Origin of the sequence: Paenibacillus sp. UASWS1643, assembly GCF_008693195.1 — a bacterium.
GTDB classification, from domain to species: Bacteria; Bacillota; Bacilli; order Paenibacillales; family Paenibacillaceae; genus Paenibacillus; species Paenibacillus amylolyticus_B.
Map to the genome: position 1 here is coordinate 179,826 of NZ_VXKZ01000107.1, position 25,706 is coordinate 205,531.

18 protein-coding genes are annotated in these 25,706 nt (G+C 47.5%); 13 read left to right on the top strand and 5 right to left on the bottom strand.

From position 1 onward, the window contains the following. The first annotated feature begins 67 nt into the window (after positions 1 to 67). Entirely contained in the window at positions 68 to 943 is an 876-nt protein-coding gene (cysW, locus tag FE296_RS14210; protein ID WP_074093283.1) for a sulfate ABC transporter permease subunit CysW, read from the top strand. 156 nt (positions 944 to 1,099) lie between these two features. Beyond that, positions 1,100 to 1,339, top strand: coding sequence for a YezD family protein (locus FE296_RS14215; protein ID WP_036607453.1), 240 nt, complete (start codon positions 1,100 to 1,102; stop codon positions 1,337 to 1,339). Between the two features lie 99 nt (positions 1,340 to 1,438). On the opposite strand, the gene FE296_RS14220 is transcribed toward FE296_RS14215, so the two are convergent. Continuing rightward, on the bottom strand, positions 1,439 to 2,977 hold the full coding sequence (locus tag FE296_RS14220; protein ID WP_150365352.1) for an extracellular solute-binding protein: 1,539 nt from the start codon (positions 2,975 to 2,977) through the stop codon (positions 1,439 to 1,441). Positions 2,978 to 3,168: 191 nt separating this feature from the next. Continuing rightward, on the bottom strand, positions 3,169 to 5,490 hold the full coding sequence (locus tag FE296_RS14225) for an AraC family transcriptional regulator (RefSeq protein WP_150365353.1): 2,322 nt from the start codon (positions 5,488 to 5,490) through the stop codon (positions 3,169 to 3,171). 363 nt (positions 5,491 to 5,853) lie between these two features. Between FE296_RS14225 and FE296_RS33925 the strand changes: the two genes are divergently transcribed. Next, the gene (locus FE296_RS33925; RefSeq protein ID WP_317889414.1) at positions 5,854 to 8,565 is read left to right on the top strand and encodes an S-layer homology domain-containing protein; all 2,712 of its coding nucleotides are present in this window, start codon (positions 5,854 to 5,856) and stop codon (positions 8,563 to 8,565) included. Between the two features lie 222 nt (positions 8,566 to 8,787). Here the strand turns inward: FE296_RS33925 and FE296_RS14235 are convergent, their stop codons facing one another. After that, a complete protein-coding gene (locus tag FE296_RS14235) occupies positions 8,788 to 9,675 on the bottom strand; it encodes a hypothetical protein (protein ID WP_150365356.1) in 888 nt (295 codons plus the stop codon). Between the two features lie 111 nt (positions 9,676 to 9,786). On the opposite strand from FE296_RS14235, the gene FE296_RS14240 reads away from it, so the two are divergent. From FE296_RS14240 to FE296_RS14280, 10 genes are all read left to right on the top strand, one after another. Further along, on the top strand, positions 9,787 to 10,200 hold the full coding sequence (locus FE296_RS14240; protein WP_150365358.1) for a GNAT family N-acetyltransferase: 414 nt from the start codon (positions 9,787 to 9,789) through the stop codon (positions 10,198 to 10,200). Positions 10,201 to 10,358: 158 nt separating this feature from the next. Further along, on the top strand, positions 10,359 to 10,736 hold the full coding sequence (locus tag FE296_RS14245) for a ribbon-helix-helix domain-containing protein (RefSeq protein ID WP_150365360.1): 378 nt from the start codon (positions 10,359 to 10,361) through the stop codon (positions 10,734 to 10,736). Next, complete coding sequence (locus FE296_RS14250) at positions 10,726 to 11,997, top strand: MFS transporter (RefSeq protein ID WP_190945224.1); 1,272 nt, start codon at positions 10,726 to 10,728, stop codon at positions 11,995 to 11,997. The genes FE296_RS14245 and FE296_RS14250 overlap by 11 nt, the downstream gene beginning before the upstream one ends. Before the next feature lie 186 nt (positions 11,998 to 12,183). After that, positions 12,184 to 12,321 (top strand): hypothetical protein, encoded by a 138-nt coding sequence (locus tag FE296_RS32745; RefSeq protein WP_161799395.1) that lies wholly within the window; start codon positions 12,184 to 12,186, stop codon positions 12,319 to 12,321. A 118-nt stretch (positions 12,322 to 12,439) separates the two neighbouring features. Then, positions 12,440 to 15,184, top strand: a complete 2,745-nt coding sequence (locus FE296_RS14255; protein WP_150365363.1) for a lanthionine synthetase LanC family protein — start codon at positions 12,440 to 12,442, stop codon at positions 15,182 to 15,184. Then, positions 15,162 to 15,962, top strand: coding sequence for a hypothetical protein (locus FE296_RS14260; RefSeq protein WP_150365365.1), 801 nt, complete (start codon positions 15,162 to 15,164; stop codon positions 15,960 to 15,962). Before FE296_RS14255 ends, FE296_RS14260 begins: the two co-directional genes overlap by 23 nt. Next, positions 15,959 to 17,425 (top strand): hypothetical protein, encoded by a 1,467-nt coding sequence (locus FE296_RS14265; protein WP_124117888.1) that lies wholly within the window; start codon positions 15,959 to 15,961, stop codon positions 17,423 to 17,425. Before FE296_RS14260 ends, FE296_RS14265 begins: the two co-directional genes overlap by 4 nt. After that, complete coding sequence (locus FE296_RS14270) at positions 17,407 to 19,164, top strand: alpha/beta hydrolase family protein (protein ID WP_150365367.1); 1,758 nt, start codon at positions 17,407 to 17,409, stop codon at positions 19,162 to 19,164. The genes FE296_RS14265 and FE296_RS14270 overlap by 19 nt, the downstream gene beginning before the upstream one ends. A 263-nt stretch (positions 19,165 to 19,427) precedes the next feature. After that, positions 19,428 to 20,060: an NAD(P)-dependent oxidoreductase gene (locus FE296_RS14275; protein ID WP_150365368.1), complete on the top strand. Its 633-nt coding sequence runs from the start codon at positions 19,428 to 19,430 to the stop codon at positions 20,058 to 20,060. A 200-nt stretch (positions 20,061 to 20,260) separates the two neighbouring features. Beyond that, the gene (locus FE296_RS14280) at positions 20,261 to 21,940 is read left to right on the top strand and encodes an NAD(P)H-hydrate dehydratase (RefSeq protein WP_150365370.1); all 1,680 of its coding nucleotides are present in this window, start codon (positions 20,261 to 20,263) and stop codon (positions 21,938 to 21,940) included. Between the two features lie 817 nt (positions 21,941 to 22,757). Here the strand turns inward: FE296_RS14280 and FE296_RS14285 are convergent. Further along, positions 22,758 to 24,410 (bottom strand): methyl-accepting chemotaxis protein, encoded by a 1,653-nt coding sequence (locus FE296_RS14285; protein ID WP_150365371.1) that lies wholly within the window; start codon positions 24,408 to 24,410, stop codon positions 22,758 to 22,760. A gap of 26 nt (positions 24,411 to 24,436) precedes the next feature. After that, positions 24,437 to 25,450 (bottom strand): BMP family lipoprotein, encoded by a 1,014-nt coding sequence (locus tag FE296_RS14290; RefSeq protein WP_150365373.1) that lies wholly within the window; start codon positions 25,448 to 25,450, stop codon positions 24,437 to 24,439. Positions 25,451 to 25,706: the final 256 nt, after the last annotated feature.

Sequence of the window (25,706 nt, forward strand, 5' to 3'; positions counted from 1 at the left end):
CAATGAAGCATGGTGAAATAAGGATATTAAACGAAGTCACTCACCCAAACCAAAGGAGGTGCAGCATATGGCGGGTTCTGTCCCACTAAGCCCTGTTCCACCCGTACGAGCTGGCCGTGGAACGAACCGTGCAACAACGGAAGCTCCATGGGTCAAATGGTTGTTGATTGGACTGGCGAGCCTGGTACTCATATGGCTGCTTATTTTGCCACTGGCCATTGTGCTCATGGAGGCGTTGAAGCAGGGCTGGGGTGTGTACATCGCGGCTCTTACCGAGCCGGATGCCATGTCTGCACTGAAACTCACGTTATTGGTTGCGGCGATTACCGTGCCGCTGAATACGATATTTGGTGTGGCCGCTGCATGGGTCATTACCAAGTTCCAGTTCAAGGGCAAGGGACTCATGATCACCTTGATTGATCTTCCCTTTTCGATCTCACCTGTGGTGGGCGGATTAATCTTTGTATTGGTCTTTGGTTCGAATGGGTGGTTTGGGCCGTGGCTGTCCGAACATGATATCAAAATCATTTTTGCGCTGCCAGGCATTGTGATTGCAACGCTGTTTATTACCTTCCCGTTCGTAGCGAGGGAGTTGATTCCACTAATGGAGGATCAGGGAACCCGGGAAGAGGAAGCGGCGGTTACGCTAGGTGCTTCCGGGTGGCGAATCTTCTGGAGTGTAACCTTGCCCAACATCAAATGGGGACTGCTGTACGGCATTATTCTGTGTAATGCCCGTGCCATGGGCGAGTTCGGAGCGGTATCTGTGGTGTCCGGACATATCCGCGGAGAGACCAATACGCTGCCGCTGCATGTCGAGATTTTGTATAACGAATATCAATTCTCGGCTTCGTTTGCCGTAGCGTCACTGCTCCTGATTCTGGCTCTCGCCACGTTGTTGCTCAAGAGCTGGCTTGGTCACAAAGCTGTTTCAGAAAAGTGACTATGAGAAGAAGAAAATACAGATTGACAGCTACTGGAAGCCCTGCTAATGTATAAACCAAGTATATAGGTTGGATAAGAATGATTTATAAATCCGTTGCATGACAGCGTACTTAGGAATATGGCGGGCAGTAGCCCGAGAAGAGGAGGCGGCTCTATGGCTAAGCCGTTAAAAGTGGATGAGGTATGGTTGGACCGAATTGCCGGACAGCTGAATGACATGGAGTTTGGTTCTTTGCATATCGTAGTGCACGAAGGTCAGATTGTGCAGATGGAGCGGACCGAACGCAAGCGTTTTGAAAACACGCCCTCAGGCAGCGCCTCCAAATCCGGAAGCACGGCACGAAGCAGTTCAGCCCGTTCACTACGTGGATCAAATGCGAGTGCGAAGGGATAGAGAGTGACGTGGCATGAGGGAATCAAGGATGGGTGCATAGGAACACAAATGTATACTTTTCAGAAACTCATGGGAAATGCATGTTCCAGATCTTCCTACCTATTGTGCACGACTTGTCTCCATATGCTCCTTATACCAATGATTCGCTTCAAGCAGCACCTGTTGCCCACCTGCATCCATGAATTCTTCCACAAAGGTATCGAAATACCCCACAGGCTGATCGCCAGTGATGATGGAGATGTACGCTCTGTCTCTCATGCGAATCAAGTCAGATGAATATTGAATCAGGGCAGGGGTTGCAACCTCCAGGCGATTATAGATACCATTCTCCGTCAACCCTGCAGATGCAGCCCACTGTTCACGTTTATCCGAGGGTGTACCTGGAACCGTCATGCCGATACTTGAGCCGATCATATTCATATAATTCTCCATTCTGTTGTATGGGTAAAGTAAATAAAACGAATTTGAATCTTCAGCGCTCCAATTCCAGTGTTTTCCTGGAAGGCCATACTCCATTTTGATCTGCTCCACCGGATCGGGGTTGGCACTTACATAATCGAGTATCTCCAAAATTTTCTCCAGTTTTCCTGGCTCCTTCGCAGCCTCAGCGCCTATAGCAATAAAATTCATCAGCAGATTATTCCCTTTTGAACCGCTATGTCCATCAGGACCAATAACAGGAGAACCAAATACAACCTCTGCAGTTGCATTCTTCTGTAGCAACTCATTAACATTGAACGAGGCTCCCACTGGAGTTTCTTGGCCATTTTCATTAAGGACACTGTAGTCTCCCTCTTGATTCCAATGATAGTAGTTGCCCATCGAGGTCATCCCAATTTTTCCATTAATAAAAGCATGGGACAGATGTTTATATCCACCTTTATTCTCACCGGTTATAAACTCGGGGTCGATAACCCCGTCCCGATACCACTTTTGCATATAAACCAATGCTTTTTTCATCTCCGGCTCCAAAGCACCGATCACAAGTTGGTTGTTTTTTTCATTAAAATACAGTTGCTCGGTGAAAACGGACTGTCCAAAAGCGCCAAACACGACATTTAAGCCCTCTCTGGATAGGCCATACGTATCTTGTTTACCATTTCCGTCCGGATCATCTTTGGCAAAAGCATACATGACCGTTTCAAATTCATCTAATGTCTTGGGCACCTCCAGACCGAGCTGCTTAAGCCAGTCCTCTCGGTATACAACAGGGGTTCGATAGATGTTGGTCTGATTAATGGCCGGAATTCCATATAAGGAGTCGTTTATTTTTCCATACTCTAGGTAACGTGAATCATAATCGCGAATTCGCTGCACGATATTTGGCGCATATTGTTCAAGGACTTCCGGGGAGATTTCCGCTAAGACGCCTTGCATTTGATACTTAAGCAGATCATGCGGTTGTCTGATCCGGAACAGATCAGGTATTTTCCCTTGGGCAAGCTCCAGATCCAGCAGTTCCTCGTACCGCCTGTTCTCAAGGTTCCACACCTCCAGATCGACATCAAACCGATCTTCAATATATGCAATCATCTCCGCGTCTTCAGGAACAGGGATATTCTGATGCATGGTCCAGGATATCGTATACTGCGGTGCTGTCTCCTTCTCAGCGCTTGCTAGATGGTCCTGCTGTTGCACTTGTGCTATTTCTCTCCCTAAAAAGGTACATCCACTTGTGAATATGAGAAGGAGGAACATTGCGGAATATAGACATAGCTTTCTTGACAGGTTGAGGTTCATAGCAGCTCCTTTACTAATTTTAAATACTATATAGTGATCGGAAGGTTGTTCTGTCATGGGAGTGTCCGTGTAAATATGCTTAATTGAACCTATATAGATCCCTGTTCGATTAGACTGCGCATGAAGTTTTTTGGTGTACAGCCGTGAATTTCTTTGAACTTCTTAATGAAATAGGCAGGGGTACGGTAACCGACCGTACTTGCGACCTGCTCAACCGTAATTTCACGCTGTGTCATGAGTTCCCGTGCGCGTTCCATTCGCTGATTCGTAACATATTCGGAATAAACAATCCCGGTTTCTTCCTTGAAAAGTTTACTGAGATATTTAGGGCTGATGAATACTTGCTCTGAAACATGATCCAGCGTGAGATCGCCCGATAAGTGCTCGTGAATATAGGCTTTGACAGCCGAGATGGTATCCACACTTCGTACCTCACTTCGCTTCTCCATATGCATCACAAATTCGGTCACGAGATGAATCATCCATTCTGAATAGCGGTTGATATTGTAGAACAATGAAAATTGCTTGTACAGATTCAATGAACTCGCCTCGGCGGGTTGCAGGCGCACCTGATGAATACACTCAGCGTAAATAGATACCGTTTTTAATAAGATGATCCGACTGTATTCGGCGGAATAGGAGCCTTCCTTTAATGTCGCGACCAATTCCTGAATGGCCTCAACTGTGCCTTGCACATCCCGAGCCTGCAATTTCTTTTCAAAGTTTACCAGGTATGACTCCGGGATCTCCAAACTGCTGGCTTCCCTGTTCAGAAGATCAAGATTCTGAATGGCAGACTGCTCGGGAAAGAAGTAGCTGTATCGAATCAGGGTATTCGCCTGATGATAGCTTGTGTGAATCTTCGTAAAGTGTTCTACCCATCCGCCTAACGATAGTACAAATTCCAGACCAAATCTGCTGCTCGCCTCAGCGTGAATAAAGTCTACAATGTGATCAGAGAGAGGTTCTTCGGGTTGGTTGGTACAGATGATTACTGCTATTTTGTGATCCTGCAATTCCTCTGCCAGCAGTTGAGTTCCATCCATTTCTGCAATCTCCAGCTGCTGGATCATCGTATACAACGTATGCTGCAACTGTCGTGGCTGCAGATCCTTCCACTTCTCATTAACGGGGTCAATGACGATGCAGCGGAAGCGAGTGTAGGCCATCGAAATATGAATAGATTGCAGTTGCTCCGTAAGCTCCTCCGTTGTAAATCGATTATTTAACATATTAAGCATGATACTATGCTTAATCATCTTGTGATTGGCTTGGAGTGTTTCTTCAAGACTATCAACTTTATTGGACAGACTGTTAAACGTTGTATCGATGAACCGGTATTCGTCCTGCTTTAAGCTGGCTGGGCTATCCATCCGGCTCTTGATGTTATTCATGATTCGTTTAAGAGGACTATAGTTGGCCCTGGTAAAGATGGACGACATCGCTATCCCAACCGCGACAGCCAACAAGCCGAGAAGAACCGAAATTTCTTTTAAGCTATCCAATTTATAATAGAAGCTTTCATTCGGTGTGGTTGTGTAGATTCTCCATGCATTTCCTTTAAATTGATCTTGGGTAACGACATGAGAGTCATAGTTAAATACAGGTGTGAAGCTCTCATCTGAAGAATGAAAGGTGAGCAGCGACTGCGTCAGATTCTCCTCCGTGGAGCTGCCTATCAACGTTTTGTCCGCGGCAGATATGACGGTTCCGTCCTGATCGATGATTAATGTATTCGCATAGTCAGCAGGGAGCATATTTTTAATGATCTGACTGATCGCTGATTCTTTGATATCAATCGCAATCATGGCTTTGCTCTCTTGTCCAGACGATTGAAACGGGTAACTATGGACATAGGAAATTAGAGGACTCATGTTGCCCTGTTCTCGTGATTCGATATAAGCATCCTGAGGCACCATGCGAGTCTTCATCCATAAGGAGCTTTCTGGAGTCTCTTTCATCGCAGCAATCCAATCCGTCGTATGATCCATACTCGAAGGCGTGTCCTCATAGAGCAATAGCCCATATACAGATGAGACGATGAAGTGGTTCTTCGTATCGTACACATGAATAGCTTCAATGAGATCGGAATAATTTTGCACCATATTTTTGAGGGACTGTTCGATGTCCAGGATTTTGCTGTGGTTTCCTTTTAAGCTATCTAAGTCGATACTTGCGGCGTTACCGAGTGCCAGGGACAGATAGACCTGATTCACCTTCTGGATCACAGAGCTCTCAATATAATTGACAGTGCTTTTCAGCGACAGCTGATTATTGATTCGAATTTCTTTGCTGTATTGATGGGAGAAGAAGAGGTATAGAATGGAGCCGAAAAGAAGCGCAATGACAAGAACGACAGCAAGGTAGGAAAGAACCATCTTGGATCTCACAGACTGAAATGGCTTATGCATTCTTTTTCCCCCTTCGTTTCTCGTGTCTAAACAACTTCATCATTATATAGCAGGCCGAGGACTAGAAATCATGTTGATCGAAATTTAACAAACTTCTTCTCCACATTTTACACTAATTTAATAAAGCGTTTACATAAAAGGATATTATAATTAACGAAAGTAGTATCTCCTCTGTTTTTTGAGGGCAGAAATCATCGGAACGTACGATTTTGATATAAAACGGAATTTGTTCTATAGATGCGAAACGCTCCCTAATGCTACAGTAACGGCAGATCAGACATCTGTATAGAGACTTTCTTACTTATTTGCAGATGCAGAAGCAAAAAAATAATTTACCATAATGGGAGCGTGTATTTGCAAGCCATGAGAAAACCACTTAAAAAGTCACTGGCATTACTTCTAATGTTGTCTATGGTAGGTCCGACATTTGCAGAGAAGAGTTTTGCAGCCGATCAGAAGATTCAGTTCTCTGATATTAAGGGACACTGGGCGGAAGCAAATATTCAAGCATGGGGTGATGAAGGATTAATTCGAGGTTACCTGGATCGTTCATTCAAACCGAACACGTATATTACCAGAGCAGAATTTATGAATTTGGTAAATGGAGCGTTTGGATATTCCGGACAAGCTAAAATTACCTTTAACGATGTGTCTGAGAGTGCATGGTATTACGAAGCAATTTCTATTGCAAATGCGAATGGATATATAGATGGATACACCGATGGCACAATGAAGCCGCAAGATCCGATCACCCGTCAAGAAGCAGCTAAAGTGATTGCCGGTATTCTAAATTTGGAATTGAATGAAACAGCAGCAAATGTCTTTAGCGATTCATCGTCTATTGCAGCGTGGAGCAAGGGAGCAGTAGGTGGAGCGGCAGCAGCGAAAATTATCGCTGGTTATGCAGATGGAAGCTTCAAGCCGCTTAATTCCATTACTCGTGCCGAAGCCGTGTCAGCACTCGTTAAGGCGGTAGAAGCAGATGCGACTACGGCTGCCAAACCAGCTAAGCCAAAAGGAACGGCAGCCGTACTGAATGTTAATCCTCCAGCAGATGAAGCTCGGTTGTCCGCCGTGAAGGACGGGGCCAATGCTGGAGACGACACCTTGAAAAATATTGCGGAGACCAATCCGTTCATTGATATTTTGGACGGTTTTGATCAAGTATGGTCCATGAACCAAGCGGACTGGAGAGATGGAACGGCGGCAACCAAAATTGGAGCTGACGGAAAGAATGCAAAGTATGGAGATGGACCGTCCCCATATTATGACGGCTTTAAGAATGATCCAACCGTAGCCGTCGATGATCAGAAAACATATGCAAATGAAGAGATCCGAAACAAAGCGACTTGGGAAGCCAATATCAGATATGTAGAAAAGGTCACGCAAAACCGCACGGGTGAAGAGGCTTTGGCAGCCTACTATGATGACCAAAGGGATAAGATTTACAGCGTGATGGAGGGCTTTGGTCCGTTGGCTAACACGTATGTAGATATCATCAAGCCAAAGACAAACGTTGAACGAACGGTGGACGAGATGAATGTGGTATTGACCGAAGAAACCGTGGAAGATGAAAGCCAAGGTATTGGAGATTGGGAGGAAAAAACAGAACTATCAGACTTGGTCCATTTAGTTGATCTGGTTCGATTCAAAATTCCTGCTTCATCTAATCCCTCTAAATATTTCTACTCTTCCCCTAGACCGTGGAGAATGAATTCCAATGGAGAAGTGAAAGAAGTTGTTGACAGCAAAGGACTGCCTGTATGGGAAACCTTGGGCGAAGGTGAGAAAAAAGAAGTACCTCTGGCTTCAGGCGGCACCAAATCAACCGGAGAAAAACATTACCAGCAATACGAAACCAACGTTAAGCTTATTCCTGCGTTAACTTATGTCAAACGAATCGCTGAGGATGGAAGAGGAAAAGATGGCGGATTTCCGAGCGGACATACCAGTGCAGCTTACTTATCCGTATTTCCTTTGGCATACGCTACACCAGAACGATTCTCTGAATTGTTAACGAGAGCAGCTCAGCTGGGCGAGAATCGAGTCGTAACGGGGATGCACTCGCCGCTTGATGTTATAGGAGGAAGAATACAGTCCACAGCCATGGCTGCATATGCACTTAATAAGGCTGAGAACAAAGATGTGTTAGAGAAAGGCTATGAGAATGCAGGAGGAGTATTTGGAGCCGCAGCCAAGGAAAAAAATATGAGTCTGTATGAGTATGCACACACCGTAACCGAAGATTACACGTTCAAGAGTGCTTATGATGAACACAAATGGGAAGATCATGATGCCAATAAAGCCTTCTATAGAGAGAAGATGACTTACGGTCTACCACAAACAGGAACCAAAGGTTTGGCTCCCGTTGTACCGCAAGGAGCAGAAGCTCTGTTGGAAACGCGTCAACCGTATCTAACAGATGAGCAACGCAGACAAGTATTGTATACAACATCCATTGACTCTGGATATCCTGTACTGGATGATTCCAAGGGCTGGGGTAGAATTGATCTGGTCACGGCTGCGGATGGATACGGTGCATTCTTGAACAATGTAACTGTGGATATGGATGCTTCCAAAGGACGGTTCAATGCTGAAGACTGGTGGAGAAATGATATCACCGGTAGTGGAATGCTCACGAAAAAGGGAACAGGATCACTTACCCTGACAGGCAACAACAGCTACACAGGCGGAACCTTGCTGCAAGCAGGAACGTTGGTAGCCGAATCCGCAACGGCTTTGGGTACAGGTGATCTGTATGTGGAAAATGGAACCGTTGTTGTGAATGTCGACGGAGCATTAACCTTGAATAGAAACTTCACCATGGATAACGGTACGCTGGAATTGGTTGTAGATGGTGACAACAGTCAACTGAATGTCGGCAGAAAGCTCTACATTGATGGAGGAAGTCTCAAACTAGACTTGTCCAACCATAAGATTGAAGGTTCCAAAGATATTACGTTAATCACCGCTAATGGAATTACAGGTGAATTCGACAGTGTAACCGCAGATGGTTATAACGTTACGGTCACATACGAAAAAGGTCGTATCATTGCACATGTTGTAGCCAAATAAGCGAAGTAATTATCCATTATATAAATTGAACTAAAAAAAATATTACACATGCCACTTCGATGACAGAATAAGCTGCCAATCATTCTTCGCAAGACAAAATTAGTAATATAAAAAAGGGCTGAAACTACAATGTAGTTTCAGCCCTTTTTTACGTGGTAAGAGACATGCAGAATATAGATGTTGAAAATTCACTCGAAGATGGTGATGGGCTGAATGCGTTAGTTACTCGTCGGTGTTGGTACCAGATGTACGACGTGTATTCTCTTCCAGCTCCGTAGAGACTTGCTTTGTTGGTTCCAAATCCGTATGTCCTGCGTAGGGGCGATCACTTCGAGAGCGTGTTCCGGTCAGACTGAAGCCTGAAGTGAACAGGATTAATTGTAATCCCAGTGCGTAGGGCGCAGCAACAGGTCCAATCAGATGGAGCGAGGAGCATAGCGCGATCAGCAAGGAGAGCAATTTGGTTACTGTACCCGGCCTATCCCGTTGGGGGCTAGCCCAGAGCAGGTAACCATATATTATGGTGATCATCAGGGAAATTGCGCGAATCCATGGCAAGATGTTGTCCCATGAGTCCACAGGGACGTCCAACATTCGCTGACGAAATACCAGATCTGTAACCAGAAACCCTGTGGCCGCCAGTGCGGCTGGTTCGGCTACGGGCCGAAGGATGGTCCAGACCGCTGTGCCCCAATGATCTGCATGAGTATCCCGGCTGAGTTCATCCGATAATACGGTGCATTCCCGTTCCAGTGCTCTGTGCATCAGTCCGATTCTGGCAGGATCATGATCCTTAATACAGTCACGGATCTGGTCCTGTAGCTGAGGGGATAGGTAAGATGCGGCTTTGCAGGTTAACATTGCTGTGATCAGATCATTATGTTCGTGTTCCGATCGTTCATAATTCCGATTTTCCTGGATGGTAAGTTGTCCCAAGAGGGCTGTACTTATGTATAATGTATCTCGTATCCTTTGCATTCGCCTTTCGTGGCTGCGGCGAACTTCAGTGGCAGACCATATGTATATCCCCAGAAGCAAAGCCATGACTCCAAACAGCACAGCCACAGTGCCTGAGCGCGATGTTAGATCTTCAATCCAACGTTGAAACACACTTGTTCCTCCTTTGCACCAACTTCACGTATCATGAAACACGCTTCACGTAAGCATTCTCTCACTATTACACAGGAAGTAGATGAATTCAAGCAGAAAGGGGCACAAATCATGGATCATGTGAGTATTGAACACACACCACCTGCAGCGGTGGAGTATCTTGCCTTACGGCAGATTTCGGGTCTTAGCCCAATGAGCAGAGAAGGGGCGGAGATTGGATTACCGAATAGCCTGTTTGCCGTATGTCTGCGTGAAGAGGATATGCTGATAGGCATGGGGCGAGTGATTGGAGATGGAGGTTGTTTCTTTCAGGTCGTCGATATTGCTGTACACCCGGATGTTCAGGGAATGGGGTATGGAAAACTGATCATGAGCGAGATTATGAATTATCTGCGTAAAGCAGTACCTGCCCGTGGTTTGGTCAGTCTGCTGGCGGATGTTCCGGCTGATCAACTTTATGCTCAATTTGGATTTGAATACACCAGCCCAAAATCGGAGGGTATGTGGTGGAGGCAGGGAGATTAGTGAACTAGTTAAATAACATATTCGGCGAACCTTTGGATAAATCCAAAGGTTTTTTGCTTTACAACCAATTATTTACAGGTATAATGTAAATTAAAACCAGTTTACGATTTACAAATTACGATATACGGGTGCACTCGTGAAGAATGGAGGAATTGAATATGTACAATGACCAGAAAGCTCAGTTTAACCAGATGGTGGAACGATCTGTGGAGCAGGCGAACAAAAATCTTTCGGGAGCCAAGGGAGTTGTTTCCGTCCGATTAAGTCAGGAAGAGATTGATATCATAGATCAGCTTGTATTTCTTGAATTAGCCAAAAACCGTTCTGATGCGACTGCAATGTTGATTAGGGAAGGCATACGAACCCATCAGACCTTATTGAACGAGATACGCGAGTATACGGCTGAACTGGAACGGGTAAAAGCCAAGATACAACAGACCATTCGAGATTCAGGTTTGGTTACGCGTCTGCATCGTAATAGTGATGATGAATCTGTTACGTACGAGGGAGAGGTGCGTGAAAAAGATGAAAAGTGAGATTCGTGGCGACAGCTATCGAGCGGTTTTGCGCCTTCCTTCTTTTGTTGTGCTTCTTGTTGGCAGGTTGATTTCTGGCGCAGGTCAGATTTTATTTTCTATGGCGACGATGTGGTATATCCTCCAATTAACGGAGTCGGCACTTGCTGCTGCGCTGATTCCGATGCTACCGTACTTGATCTATGCATTTTTGGGCATTCCCTTGGCTACGATCAGTGATCGCCTGCCGAAAAAGCAGCTTTTGATCTGGACAGATATATTGCGTGCAGGCATAGCTTGCATATTGGCACTTTTGTTCATGACAGGAGCCATGCTTCCGTGGCATATTTACGCAGCCAATCTGCTCATTGCCATCCTTGGTTTTTTGTTCAATCCCGCAACCCAGACAGTCATCCCCGCTATTTTGCCAGAACCTACAAAACAATTAGCTCCAGCCAATGCACTACTGAACTCTTCCTCCAAAACGATTGAATTGCTTGGATACGCCTTGGGGGGAATATTGATCGCGCTCATCTCCGTTCAGTCCATCCTGTTCATCTATGCCGTTACATTTCTGCTATCCGCCATATCCATTTTCTTTATCCGCATCCCTGTAACCAAAGTCGTGAAACAAAAAGGAGTCTCCGGTTTTGTTAAAGATAGCATGCAGGGAATTACATTCCTGTTTTCCCGTAAAATTTTGGCGTGCTGCATTATCTTTGGAGCCATTATCAATTTTGCAGGTGCACCACTGCACATTTTCACGCCGATTTTTGCCAATATGGTGCTGCAAGCCGGACCACAAGGCTACGGTCTGCTTCAGTCAGCCTTTGCCGCTGGCAGTATTGCAGGTTCTCTGCTTAGTGGTAAATATGCCAAACGACTCTCGCTCGCTCACTGGTTTTTGATCAGTTATCTCATCTCAGGCACAAGTTTGTTGCTCATGCCGATGTTTCCTAATCTGTATATTGCGATTGCATGTTCATTTTTGTTGATGATGGGACTAGCTCTTGTGAATGTACCATTGGTTACTTCCATTCTTTTATCCACCCCGGAAGAAAAGAGAGGACGTGTCATGAACAGTATGGGTGTCTTGATGAGTGGCATTAGTAATCCGCTTGGTTTGTTGCTGGGAGGGTGGTTCATTGAAACGTACAACCCTTCATGGGTGTACATGGGGATTGGTACATTTGTTATATGTATGGGTATGGCAAGCCTGTTTGTCCGACCTTTCCGTGAAGAACGGAGCAAGCGTACCCGGCAACAAACGACCTCGATGTAGTCTGGATTCTGATGTCATATTGCGCCTCTTTTTAGTCCGAGGAAACAAGTAATTTGACATGATCAGGTGAAATAAATGGATTGAGTGAATAATTTATGTAAAATAATTCAATTTAAAAGAAGGAATATCAAATTTTATGTAGAATTTGGTTTATAAGAGGGGGAGACAAATGGGAGGTAATATATCATGGAAAACAAGGAAATTTTATCTGTACAGGATTTGATGGCACTAGAGGTTGAAGAGGATAACAACATGTTTGAGGAAACAAGCTTGTGTACAGTTTGCAGCTGGACTAGCTCACAAACAATCGTTGTTGAGAGCTAGGAACTTCTTTACACGCTCTATTCACTAAATCATTTGAAAGATAAGTCTTTGATTTTCGCGCATTACTAAAATAATTGTACCTCCCCCTCTTACTTTATTCAAAAAGGAGTGATTCTCATTGAAATTCGCAAGCGTAACGCCCAAGAAGGACGCCTTTGAGAACGCTTTGGAACATATAATCCGGGAACTTCCCCAATCCATCCAATGGTCGAATGACGGCCATTGGATTTGTTTTAGACCGGAAGAATTAAGGCTTCCCGCACAGGGCTGGAAAATTCATCTGTCTGTTATCCCTGTGGAAGGGGCTGAATTGCTGCGACGCATTGCACCTGTTCTCACAGAAAATGATGTGCAATGGAAAGTAGTGAGCAGCGGGCTGAAACTGATTGAAACATCTAACGGTTCCATACCTCTCCCTCAGACTGGGAAGTGTGTCACCATTTACGCACGAGACGAAGAGCAGTTCTTGAAATTACTTGAGCTCATGCATTCATGTACAAGCGATCTGAAAGGACCAGCTATTCCGACAGATCGGGCATACCTCGGTAGCCAGTGTGTATTTTATCGATATGGTGCATTCACTGATCGTTTCTACTATGACCGTTACTCGGGTGCAAAAGTGTATGCGATCCAGAATCCGGAAGGTAAGCTGGAGGAGGATCGAAGAACACCCGGCAGGTATAAACCGGAGTGGGTGAATGAACCTGAGGAGTTACTGCGGATTCAAGCCACTGGGAAGGATCAGGCTGCTTCTCGTTACTCCGATTCCAATAACAATGAGTTTGGTATACGAAATATTCGTGTGAGACGTGTTCTCAAGAAGTCCGGCAAGGGAGGAGTATTTCTCATCTCTGGCACATCGTACGAACAGGCTGTCATGAAAGAAGCGGTCCACCGCATGCGTGTAGACGGTAATGGGCGCTCTGCTCATGACTATCTGGATAATGAATATCACGTGCTTGATCTGATGAAAGATACGGGGGTTACCCCACGACCGCTTGATCTGTTCAGCACTGAAAATAACCGCTATCTGATCCTGGAGTATTTTGAAAGCATCAGCTTGCGTGAATATATCCATCGCAGACATGTAGCCGCAGATTACAACCGGGCGGATATGCATCGGATGGGTATACATATTCTCAATATGGTGCAGCAATGTCACGATAAAGGAATTGTGATCAATGATCTGACGCCCAACAATATTGTTGTGCTGACGGACGGAAGTGTACGCCTGATTGATCTTGAACTGGCTTATGTCAGAAGTGATGAGAGTAAGGCCGATCCATTGACCGGTCATACTCCGGGCTATGTGCCACGGGGACGTGAACACAGCAGGCGATCCATTTATGCGGATGATCTGTATGCACTGGGAGGCGTCTTCTATTACATGGCTTCATCCATCGACCCCTATCTGAAATATCGGCAATCCCATCTGGAAGCTGCACAGGCTTATCTGGATCATCAGAGTAATACACAGCTTCGTGGCTTGGGAAGTCTGGGCATCGAGATCATGTCTGGCGGATATGTGGAGTTATCAGAAATTCGTGAAACACTGGTTGCATTGCTGGAGCAGCAAGAGGTCAATTCAGGAGGAAGCATGGATGTAATAGAGAAGGATGAATGCAATATGGAGCCAGAAGAAGTACTCCGTCAGGCAGAGCGCATGGTAAACACGCTGTACACTTCTCTTGATTTTAATAACCCCTTGCAACTGTTCCCGGAAAACAGCATGAGCAAGATGTTTCATCCGGCGAATTTCAACTTTGGCTGGACAGGGATGATCTTTGGTTTTAATCAGCTTGGACAGATTACACAAAACAGACAATACCATCAATATGCACGTGAAGTATTGGAATGGATTTTGACGAATCAACCTTACGTTCCAGATGAGACACCTGTAGCACTATACTTTGGATATGGCGCTGTTCCCTGGGCACTTGCAGAGACAGCTGAACGAATAAATGATCCATCGTTGTTTCGACGTGCAGAGGATCTGGCATTGGAAATCACCCGGCATGAGCCAGTACAGACCAATATTAGTCATGGAGCGGCGGGGTTGGGATTGATGCTGCTTGAAATATACCGTATTGGCGGCCGCCCTGAACTTCTGGCAAGAGCAGAGGAACTGGGAGTTTATATTCTGGAACAAGAAGAGCAGACAGATGAATCATTGAGTTTGTGGAAAGTGAAAGATAAATCGGACAAAAAAGGCCATCATTCCCTTGGGTTCTCTCATGGCATCGCAGGTATCGGATATTATCTGCTTGCTTTGGCGGAGCGTACAGGAAAGGAAGTGTACTATTCTGCTGTGAAGCGAATTGTAGATACACTTGATCGTACGAGTCATGGAGGACAGAATGGCGTGAGCCTGTGGCCTGCATCCCCGGAAAAACCGGATACACTCTGGGTACATTGGTGTAATGGATCGGCGGGTATTGGTCGATTTTTGATGGCAGCGGCTGATATTTTACAAGATCCCCTCTGTACCAGACTTGGACTTCAAGCAGCGGATGCAGTGGCACAGGCAACGGTATTTGCTTCTTTTGGGCAGTGTCACGGAATTGCAGGCAATGGCGATTTTCTACTCTTGGCTAACCGCAAGTTCCCAGGCAGATATGAAACCAAACTAGCGGAGTATACACAGAGCTTGTATGTATTGCGAAGTGATCCACAGGAAGACATATGGATGTGGCCTCTGGAGGACATGGAGTCCTTCTCCCCGGATTATATGACCGGTTATATGGGGATCTATACGTTCCTGCTACGCCGTTTTTATCCGTCTGTTGCATCCGAACCGCTGGTTTATTCAGGTTTCGATTATAACAGGGAGGGGAAAGCGTATGATGCTAACATCCATATCTGATATCCTGCCACAATGCCAGCACGAATCGGGGAAGACGGGTGCTCGCTATTATGCAGTTGAACCTGGAAACGACGAAACCCTATCTTCGTTCATGATGATTGATCAGGGTGAGGGGCAGTATACATTGGATTTATGGAGTGAAACACATTCCAATCTTTATTGGGAGAATCGAATGTCATCCATTTTGGATAAAATCACATGGTCCTCTCTATATGCAACTGCTCCTGCCTCATTTCCGTGGGAGAAGCTTGGATACCGGGCGGATGTTCTTGCCCATCGGTATCGATTTTTCGGCAAGCTGAAGGACGTTCCCGTGCCGGCTATGCCTAATGAAGACGCAGTTTGGATGTCTGCGGAGGGGCAGGCGGATTCCCTTGCACACTTGCTCCAGGCCAGTGATCCTACCTGTCCAAGTTGGGAAGCTGCTCGTCAAGCTATCGGAGATATTTATCAGGGTGTATATGGCAAGCTGCTGAAAGGTTCCGGGCTTGTGGAACTGGGAGGAAGGAAGATCGGGGGCTGCCTGTTAAGCGATGAGTTTGGCAGTGTACTCCTTGCTCATATATTCACAATACCAGAAGCGAAGCGTCAAGGTTGGGCCCGTTGGCTTGCTGCATATGGTCTCCATCGGTGCAGTTCAGATCCGGATCAGTGGATTAAAGCTTCACTTGATGCAAACAACCGGGGCAGTTATCAATTGATGACGGCGCTGAATTTACAACAGGTGCCTGAGCTTATACACGTATGCCGAATCACGAAAGAGAGTGAACTTTCATGATGCCTGTCTCACTGGAAAGTACGGATTATCATGATCTGAGAAGTAAATGGTTTCGTGTGAGTCATGAACCTGGATTGTTTGTCGTTGATGGGACATCAGATGCGGTGAAGCATGAAATTCACAAACTGAGAACGCATTGGCAGGATAAGGCTATACAAATTGCGGTTGGTGATCCGTATGCTACTCTCCCGCTGATCTATCAACTAAATCCATTTCAGCCAATAGATGATCTTGTGGCATGTAAAAATGCGTTATTGAGATTCCAAAGATCAGGGTGGACGCCTGGTAATCGAAAATGGGTTCTGGTTGAAGTATCTTCCTACCTTCACCCTGCAGATCTGGGAGCCATCCACTATATCCTGTATCGACAGAAATTAAGGGGAGTAAGTGTAGTGCTTTTTTTTCATCGATATCCAACCATGGCGAGTAATCCTGAGGACATCCCCAAACTTCCGGTATCTATTGTCAGGGATACGCCCGATCAAACTCGACGTTTGTTGGAAGAACATCTACAAATGGTAAGCAAGGAGAAAGGGAAGGAAAAAGAGGCAGCGTTGGCGCTCTACAATAGGCTGGCCTGGGTTTTGTTGTCCAAATCGGCTGATCCGGCCCGCTACAGGTCCTGTTTTCATTTTTTCGACAATAATTCGTTATTTCAACGTTTGTCGGCGACACAGCAGGCAGTACTCTGGTTTGAGTTGGGTCAGCTGTTGACCAAAAACGGGAAGCAGTATACCGAAGCACGACACTGTTATTCGAAAGCTCGGGAAATCATTGTCCATGAAGAACTAACTGAAACGTATCGTACTGGGAAATGGGCTGCGCTTGATAATGGTGAAGCATTAATTGAGATGCAGGAGGGCAATGTAGAACGTGCAATCACGTTGGAGCAACAGGCGGGCCAGCGTATACGCCAGCTTCCTGATGGACCCGATCAGCGAGTTTTTCAGATTCAGACGTTACTAAACATTGCGGGCTTGCAGCTCCGAGCCGGTCACTATGCAGAGGCAGGTAAGACGTTGCTGGCTGCGGAGAAGTTATGTGTTGATACGTACGCAGATTGGCTGGGGCATGTACTGCAATTAAAAATGGTATTACATCAACAGCAGGGTGAGCAGGAGCAAGAATATGAACTGTTGATTCAGTTGTTACGTATGAAGACAAACACGATCCATTCCAAACTGCTTGGCCGTGCGGTGGAAATCGCGGGTGCGCTGATTACTCAAGGGTTAGAGGAACGGGCATCCCGGGTGTACCGTCTATTGATGATGGGGCTGCCGGTTGCCAGTCTGCCACAGATCAGGTTGATTCGGGAAACATTAGGCAGACTGAGGACCGTTACGCCCCTAGATGCATACACGCAGGACCAGTATATTGATAAACTGGAATCGCAATTGGAGGGATGGGAGCAGTTAAAGTGTTGGAATGAGAGGAGGAAATCCGGTTGGGCTATCCATTCCTGACACGAATGAGTGTGAACAAGGAACGAACGAGTATGCTCTTGGGCTATGATGACAATACATGCGAATGGTGCAGTCTTGATGATACAGGCCGCATGGATAGCCGGCAGAGCCTTTCTGAACATGGGACAGAGTCAGATCAGCACACGCAGCATATTCAGTTTATTGGCAGGAACCGTGTTCTGGTGATTACACAGGAAAAGGCGGGGAAATGGCTTCATATATACGAGAATGAGAAGCAATTAATTCTGGTACAGAGCCTATTAGTGAAGTTTCCATTTCCAGTGAAGCAGGCCGCTTGGCAAGGGGAGCAATTAATTCTGCTATTTTCCATTAGACATCGTTCAGGGGCTGTCCGTATAGGTCTTTATGATCCAGAAAAGGATGAAGCGAGATGGGTTACTCCTGATCTGGATAATCCGCAATTTGTATTCTGGTCTGCGTCAACACGAGAGGTTGGTGTAAACGTTGGTGGATTGGGAAGAGTGTATTCATATTCCGAAGATATCCATCCATCATCCGAAATACCCTATACGGAGTATGCCTACCCTGTGATGGATAAGCAGGGGGATCTGATAGCCGTTTCTATTCCTGTGGAAGATGGCTTCCAGCCGGGATGGATTAGGCAGGGAGCGGATCGGGTGCATGAATGTTCAAGGGATAGACAACCCTTCTCTGAACTGATTAGAATGCAAATCGATCCACATCAACAGCTAGTCCTCTGCGAAGGGATAACCTGCGGCAGGTGGCAATATGTTCAATATACATTGGACAGAGAGAAGATGTTTGAGCTGTATGATTATCCGGGAATCTTGACACAGGCTGTCCTGAGCAAGGACAGACAGGGCTTGATCGGAAAATATGAATCTATCATACGTCCTCCGGTGCCGGGGATATACCGGTTTTCGGAGCAAACGCGTACGATTACCCGTTTCCCGGTTGAGCGAGATGAGAGAATTGGTAACCATCCTGAAGAGGAACCCGATGTAATCTATGGATGGGTTCGTTATGGGCATGACATGATTCCGTACATGGACATGCACCCAAAGGGCGCAGAACTGGTGGTCATCTATCTTCATGGTGGGCCTCATAATTGCCTGTTTGACAGCTTTAGTCCGGTCATCAGCGGATTATATCAAGCAGGAGTGCGGGTCATCGGGCTGAATTATCCCGGCAGTTCAGGGTTCGGCACGGATTACAGGATGCGCATTCAGAACGATTGGGGCGGCGTGGATGCAGATGTCATCCAATTCATGCGGGAGCAGATGTTATCTTCTTATTCAAACGTATCTCTCTATGGAGTGAGCTATGGGGCTTATCTGGCATTGCTGGTAGCAGGTAAAAGTCCGGCGTTATGGAGTACTGTGGTTGCCTGTGCACCGTTTACGGATCTGGAAGGGCTGTATGCGGGCGGAGGAGCAAAGCTGAGGTCATTCTTGGAAACTGAAATCGGTGAGCTTTTGCATGATCAATCTGCCCTGCGGGATCGAAGCCCAACAGCTTATGTATCCGGACTCAGTGAGTTGGATATTCAACTCATTCACGGTCAGGCTGATCAACTGTGTCCCGTAGAACAGACGGAGAGGTTATATCTGGACATCATGGAAAACAAGCAACTGTCTGGAACTGTGGGCAGGATTGAGCTTCATATTGTACAGGATATGGCGCATGAGGCTTATTCGGAGCGAATCTGGGCGCAGAAGGCTGTTGATTTTCTAACATTCAGTAGACTATCCACGTAAGATAAATACGTGATGTTGAAGCCGCAAATGCGGCTTTTTTGGCGATGTCTATGGTAATGATATGGAAAGGAAAAGCGGTTGGGGAAGTGTTGTTCGTGGTCTGGTGCATAGTTGGAGAGGTTAAGCGAATGAACATTAACGTTTACAAGATGTCACATCCGGTTTAAGATGGCGTGAGCCGTTTAAGGTATATAACAATAGGATTAAGTATTAAAATAACGGTAAGTTGATAAGATGATATCTACAGAAAAGAGGGAATTCATATGAAAGTAGCCATTTTTGGAGCAACCGGAGCGATTGGCAAGATGATACTGTGGGAGCTGATGGATCGTGGGCATGAAGTGACAGCGGTGGTGCGTGACCCTTCGAAGATTGAGATGGTTCATGAGCGTTTGCGTGTAGAACAGGGAGATCTGCTTAACCCGGATCAGGTGGCTGATTTTGCAGCGAGTCAAGAAGTGGTTGTGAGTGCATATGGACCGAAGTTCGGTGGAGAAGAAGAGATGCTGGAAGTGACACGTTCGTTGATCGAGGGTGTGCGTCGGGCAAAAGCAGGACGTCTGGTTGTAGTTGGTGGAGCGGGAAGCTTGCTAACCGATTCCGGTGATAGGCTGATGGATACGCCGGGATTCCCGGAAGAAGTCAAACCACTGGCGAAAGCACATGCAGATGCATATGAACTGATTGAAGCATCGGGCATTCACTGGACCTACATGAGCCCTGCTGCGACAATCACAACAGGACGTCGGACAGGCCAGTTCCGGGTTGGCATGAACCGTGTGATTACGGATGATATCGGGGAAAGCTCTATTTCCGTTGGTGATTTTGCAGCGGCTTTGGTGGACGAATTGGACGATCCGCAGTTTATCCAAGCGCGGTTTACGGTAGGTTATTAAGCGTAGACAGGCTTTGGAATGGATTTAATCTGAAGGTCTCGTACACGGGATCGATAGAGTTTTCGATGATGTATCGAGTGGATCGTGGTAACTGGATGAGGTAAGAGGAAAGATAGCGATACACATATAAGATGCAGAGTTTAGGTGCGAAGTTGTTGCTTTTAGGTATGAGATGAGCTTGTCACGGGGAGGGATGAACGTTGTTTATCGTAACCGCTGAACAGATGAGAGCTGTGGACGAGCATACCATTCATCAGCTCGGTATTCCGGCAGCAAGTCTGATGGAGAATGCAGGTCGCGCCATAGCCGAGGAAGTGATCAAGCTGTGTCGGGAAGGGCAGGCAGAAGGCCGGCTAGTGGATTCAGGGCAGCTTGGCTATAGCAGCAAGACCGATGCGAGGCGGGCACACACCGGGCCCGGTGATCGGCAAGGTTATGGTGGCGACATCATCGCCGATCCGGCGCTGGTGATGGAGCGCCCGGGAGATCAGCAGTGGTACATGCTGATCGGCAAGGGCAATAATGGCGGCGATGGGCTGGTGGCCGCACGCCATTTGGTTGAAGCGGGGCTTGGCGTAACATTGGTCTACGCCGATGCCCCTGATGCACTGCGGGGCGAAGCCGCAGTGCAACGGGATGCCGCCGCGAAGCTTGGCATCCCTGCTCTTGTCCACGGGCGCGAAGCCGTGGACTTCAGCCGGTGCACAGGCATCGTGGATGCGTTGCTGGGCACCGGGTCGCGGGGGGCGCCGCGGGGAGCTTACGCGGCGCTGATTAAGGCGGCGAACGACAGCGGCAAGCCGGTCGTGTCCGCCGATGTGCCAAGCGGGCTGGACGCCGACACCGGAGAGGTGTACGAGCCCTGCATTCAAGCCCGGGTGACCGTATGTCTCGCGCTGCTTAAGCGCGGGCTGGTGCAGTACCCGGGCGCTTCTGCCGCGGGGCGCATTGTGGTGCGCGCCATCGGCATTCCCGCGCGGCTTGCGCCAGAGCATGGCCCCTCGGTCCGTCTGCTGACGGACGGGGTGCTGCGCGGTGCGCTGCGCGTGGATACAGGCCGCCTCCGGGCACCGGACGGCCATAAGGGCACCTACGGCCACGTATTGCTGGCCGCAGGAAGTCTGCCGATGAGCGGCGCTGGCCTGCTCTCGGCCAAGGCCGCGCTGCGCGCAGGCTGCGGGCTCGCCACATGGGCGCTGCCCGCGGCACTGCTGCCGCATGTCATCGGCACCGTGCCCGAGCTCATGCTCGCTGCCGCCTCCGATGGCGACAGCGGCGAATGGAACGCGGCTTCCGCGGGCGTCGTGCTGCGTCTCGCGGAAAGCCGCGACGTGCTCGCGACCGGCCCGGGCCTCGGCCGCTTCAAGGGCGACACAGACTGGCTGCGCCGTCTGTGGCAACAATCGGATCGTCCGCTCGTCATTGACGCGGACGCCCTCAACATGCTGGCAGACGCTGGCCCACATGGGCCTCGCGACTGGGGCCAGCGAGGTGCGGCCACAATCCTGACGCCGCACCCTGGCGAGATGGGCCGACTGTTGGGCATGTCGACCCAGGAAGTGCAGCGTGACCGCATTGGACACGCTGCAAAATACGCCCGCGAGCAGGGCGTGACCCTTGTGCTCAAAGGAGCACGAACGGTCATCGCAACGCCATCCGGCGAGGCGTACATCAACACCACCGGGCACGCCGGCATGGCGACTGGCGGTACCGGAGACGTATTGACCGGCATCATCGCCGGTCTGCTTGCCCAAGGGCTCAGCGCGGAGCAAGCTGCCGCGTTCGGCGTATATCTCCACGGACAGGCCGCCGAACGAGCAACCCTGCTGCGCGGTGACCCGTCGTCCCTACTGGCCGGAGACATCATCGACGCATTGTGAGGATGGGACAGATATGGGACAAGCTCGCGGTTTTGGGTTACTGCCTATGACGATACATTTTCAAACTGCAAGTAATCCAACGAACCAACGCACCAGCGCATCAAAAGTAAATGAGTGCACGTTGATCATTGTCCATTATTCAATGATCAGTACTCATTTCTCAATACCCAATGCCCAGTGCTCAATGCCCTAACGAACCTGATACACCTTATACCACGGTTTACATCGAGGGGCAAAAGCTAATGAATCTCATCCACGTTATTTCTGCGTATTTCAGAGAAAACACTGAAAAACCGGGCTAAATTAGGAAATAGAGTGCCTGAGATTCGTTAAATTCTATAATCTGCAATTAGTGGCCCAAAAAGGTTTGCTCAGTTCGTTAAACGTTTGGATCTGAAACGCTGATGCCTTGTTATGTATATAAGTTGACTAAAGAATATTTACACTGGACACTCCGGTGACAGAACAACCTTCCGATCGCTGTTATCCCCAGTTTTTTATTGCTTTTATAAAGTGGGAAATCCGGTCATAGCGTATGCTTCCGAACCAGCTTTCTTTCAGATAGCTTTTAGCTCCGCTTCTTCAGGTTCTTTCTGTCCTCTGTGTTTCATGTAAATGTTTAGTTAGATGAAACAACGATTAGTTACTGAAAAGGGGAGCCCTGTCATGATTCATGACGGAGGCTCCCCTTTATTTATTTGTTTGTATGTTCACGCTATCTGATCCTGGCTCGCTTATAACCTGCCCATAATCTGCATCTAACCTGCATCTAAACTAAATCCGAACTACGTCCGGTCCGAATTCTCCGGCATCCTGCTTACAGCCGGAATCGCAGCAGTTCCTGATGCATCTCTGCACTGATATCACGCAATGACTTCACCTTGATACTTGCATCAGCGAAGGAACGTTGTTGTTCCGATGTGGAGGCGGTAATTTCTTCACTGCTGGCAGCCGACTGCTCGGTGATGGCACTGATATTTTCAATGGCCAGTTGCACCTGTGTACTGAGTTCATTGGAGTGTTGCATGTCCTCAGCAAGCTGATGGATACCCGTACTAATGCGCTCCACACTTTCACGAATGGCAGAGAAGGATTCACGAGTCTGGCCAGTGGCTTGTTCCTGTTCGCCGAATAAAAGCATGCTCTGTGCTACAGAGTTCTTCACCTTGTCCATGGAGGTTGTGATCTCGCCCACAGCCGCATAGATATGTTTGACCGATTGCGCAGATTGTTCGGCGAGTTTGTTCACCTCGCCCGCAACAACAGCGAAGCCACGTCCGGCTTCTCCAGCGCGAGCAGCCTCTATGGAGGCATTTAACGAGAGCATGGTCGTTTGTTTGGCAATCTCCGATACATACGCAGTCATCGTAGTGATTCGAACCGCGCTTTCTTCCAGTTCCCGCACCGTTTGTTCCACCTCTGACATCGCCATACGATTCACTTCGGCCAGCCGGAGTTGCTCCGCTACAGCCTTATTACCTTCCTCAACGGTAGTTAATACTTCACGACCATCGATCACCGATTGGGAGGTAGCCTCCAGATTACTATTGAAGGTAGACTGCATTTTGTCCACAACCATCACCGTTTCACTCAGATCCTCGGCAATCTTTTGACTACCAATCGAGAGTTCCTCCGTGGTGCGGGATACTTGCTGCACGATCGCTTGGGCTGTATCGTTGCCACGGTCAATATCTTGCGCCATCAGATCAACACGATGACCAGCTGCACCGATCGATTGAATAATGCCGCGAATATTATGGGTCATGATACCGAAGGAGCGACTCAGATCATCGAGTTCATCTTTACCCCGAGCTTCCGGCAATTGTCCTGTTAGGTCACCGTCTGCAATTTGTCCCGCGGCGTCTTTAAGCGTGCGAATACGCCGGGCGATCTGACGTGAAGTATACATATTGAACAACATCACCGCGACGAGCAATACGATGGCTCCACCGAGAGCGACTTGCCACGTTTGCTGAATGTCATGTTCCAAATCGACGGTATGTTGATCATAACGATCCCGAGTCATCTCGTCTAACGAATAGATATCATTCTGTATGCCACGAACCCGAGTGCTGTAACGTTTCGCATCCGCACTGTTCATCGCGCTCATCGCTTCGGTGGCTCCCTGGTTGAGAGCTTGTAATTTGGTCTCGATGGACTGTATAAGTTGTAGCTGCTGATCCGTTTCCAGCAATCCGTCCGTAAGTTCTTGAATCATCGTTTGGCCTTCATCCAGCAAGCGGAGCACTGCGTCCTGGTTTCCTGCTGTCATGGAGAATGAGTAGACATCCAGCGCTTGCTGGGTCTGAATCTGATTGGCGTTCAGTTCACTCACCTTGAGCATGGCGGGTACCAGATTTTGATTTTTGGCATTCATACCGAGTAATTGCATGATGATATAAGCAACCAGCGCAAGGCATAGGAACAGCGAGATTAGAGCATTAAGTATCAGTTTTCCCTGTAGTTTCATGTGCGTACCTCCTCGTATCCGATGGGTTATTGATCAAGCGTAATTTTGATTTGACCGGAAGAGATCTTTGCTTTCAGATCTTCGAAGGTTTGCTGTTGTTCATCACTGAGCGTGATATTATGTAGAGCAGTCAGACCCACGGCGTTCTCCGCCAGCCCCTCCACGATTTCCTTTTGAGGGAAGGTATGATTGTTTTGAACAAACGTGTTAACAGCATTATAGATAGAGACATCCACATTTTTCAGCATGGACGTAAGAATGGCTTTCTCTGCCAAAAAGAATTGATCGGTATCTACACCGATGGCGTATTTCCCTAATTTCTGAATCTCCGTCAGTGCGCCAACGCCTGTGAGACCGGCAGCAACGTAGATCACGTCAGCGCCCTTGTCCTGAATCATCTGTGCAGCCAGTTGTTCACCCAGATCGGCATTACCGAAGTCCCCTGCGTAGACGGCATCCACGGTTGCATCCGGCTTGACAGCCAGAACACCTTGTTTAAAACCCTGCTCGAAATCACGAAGGACCGGGATCTCCATTCCACCAAGGAAACCGACATGATTTTCGGTTGTGGCCATAGCAGCAATAACACCTGCCAGATAACTTCCTTCTTCCGCCCGGAATGAAATGGAGGAAATGTTAGGCAATTCGGACTGACTGTCAATCATGAGGAACTGCTGGTCAGGATATTTGGCTGCAACTTTCTCCATATCTGCTTGGATCGTATCACTCAGGCCGATAATCAGATCGAATTTGGCTTCCGCAAACTCTTCAAATGCAGCTTCGGCAGTTAAGTTCTCGCCCGGTTCACGATAATCAAAGACAATGCTTTTCTCGTCTCTGGCCTGAGCCAGTCCATCAAAAGCAGCATCATTAAAAGAGCGGTCACCCAGACCTACTTCTGTAAGCACGATCCCGACCTTTGTTCTTTTGTCTGTTGCCGTTGTTGTATTATTGGCTGAACATGCCCCCAGGATCAGTACCGTCAGGATCATCATTAGGGTGAGACCTAGACCTGCGCGTCTGTTCTTGTTTGTTTTCATATGTGGTACCCTCATTTCCGTATTCGCATTTTTCTGTTTTGCATGGTTCCTTAGCTCCAGGGAATGACGTGTACATGATGACACGTAGGGTGAGGATTTCCCTTTATCTATATCGGTCAGAAAGACACTGTGATTTATGGTATGTAGTGAAAAATTACGAAAAAATAAATACTTTTCATGAATTATACATTATTTTTACATTTCTCTGGTTGAAAGGGAGTATCAATAACTACAGTATGTTGTTTACTGACGTTAA

Coding starts and splice junctions, on each gene's coding strand:
- cysW (WP_074093283.1), top strand. CDS start 68: ATGGCGGGTTCTGTCCCACTAAGCCCTGTTCCACCCGTACGAGCTGGC.
- FE296_RS14215 (WP_036607453.1), top strand. CDS start 1,100: ATGGCTAAGCCGTTAAAAGTGGATGAGGTATGGTTGGACCGAATTGCC.
- FE296_RS14225 (WP_150365353.1), bottom strand. CDS start 5,490: ATGCATAAGCCATTTCAGTCTGTGAGATCCAAGATGGTTCTTTCCTAC.
- FE296_RS33925 (WP_317889414.1), top strand. CDS start 5,854: ATGAGAAAACCACTTAAAAAGTCACTGGCATTACTTCTAATGTTGTCT.
- FE296_RS14240 (WP_150365358.1), top strand. CDS start 9,787: ATGGATCATGTGAGTATTGAACACACACCACCTGCAGCGGTGGAGTAT.
- FE296_RS14245 (WP_150365360.1), top strand. CDS start 10,359: ATGTACAATGACCAGAAAGCTCAGTTTAACCAGATGGTGGAACGATCT.
- FE296_RS14250 (WP_190945224.1), top strand. CDS start 10,726: ATGAAAAGTGAGATTCGTGGCGACAGCTATCGAGCGGTTTTGCGCCTT.
- FE296_RS32745 (WP_161799395.1), top strand. CDS start 12,184: ATGGAAAACAAGGAAATTTTATCTGTACAGGATTTGATGGCACTAGAG.
- FE296_RS14260 (WP_150365365.1), top strand. CDS start 15,162: ATGATGCTAACATCCATATCTGATATCCTGCCACAATGCCAGCACGAA.
- FE296_RS14265 (WP_124117888.1), top strand. CDS start 15,959: ATGATGCCTGTCTCACTGGAAAGTACGGATTATCATGATCTGAGAAGT.
- FE296_RS14275 (WP_150365368.1), top strand. CDS start 19,428: ATGAAAGTAGCCATTTTTGGAGCAACCGGAGCGATTGGCAAGATGATA.
- FE296_RS14285 (WP_150365371.1), bottom strand. CDS start 24,410: ATGAAACTACAGGGAAAACTGATACTTAATGCTCTAATCTCGCTGTTC.
- FE296_RS14290 (WP_150365373.1), bottom strand. CDS start 25,450: ATGAAAACAAACAAGAACAGACGCGCAGGTCTAGGTCTCACCCTAATG.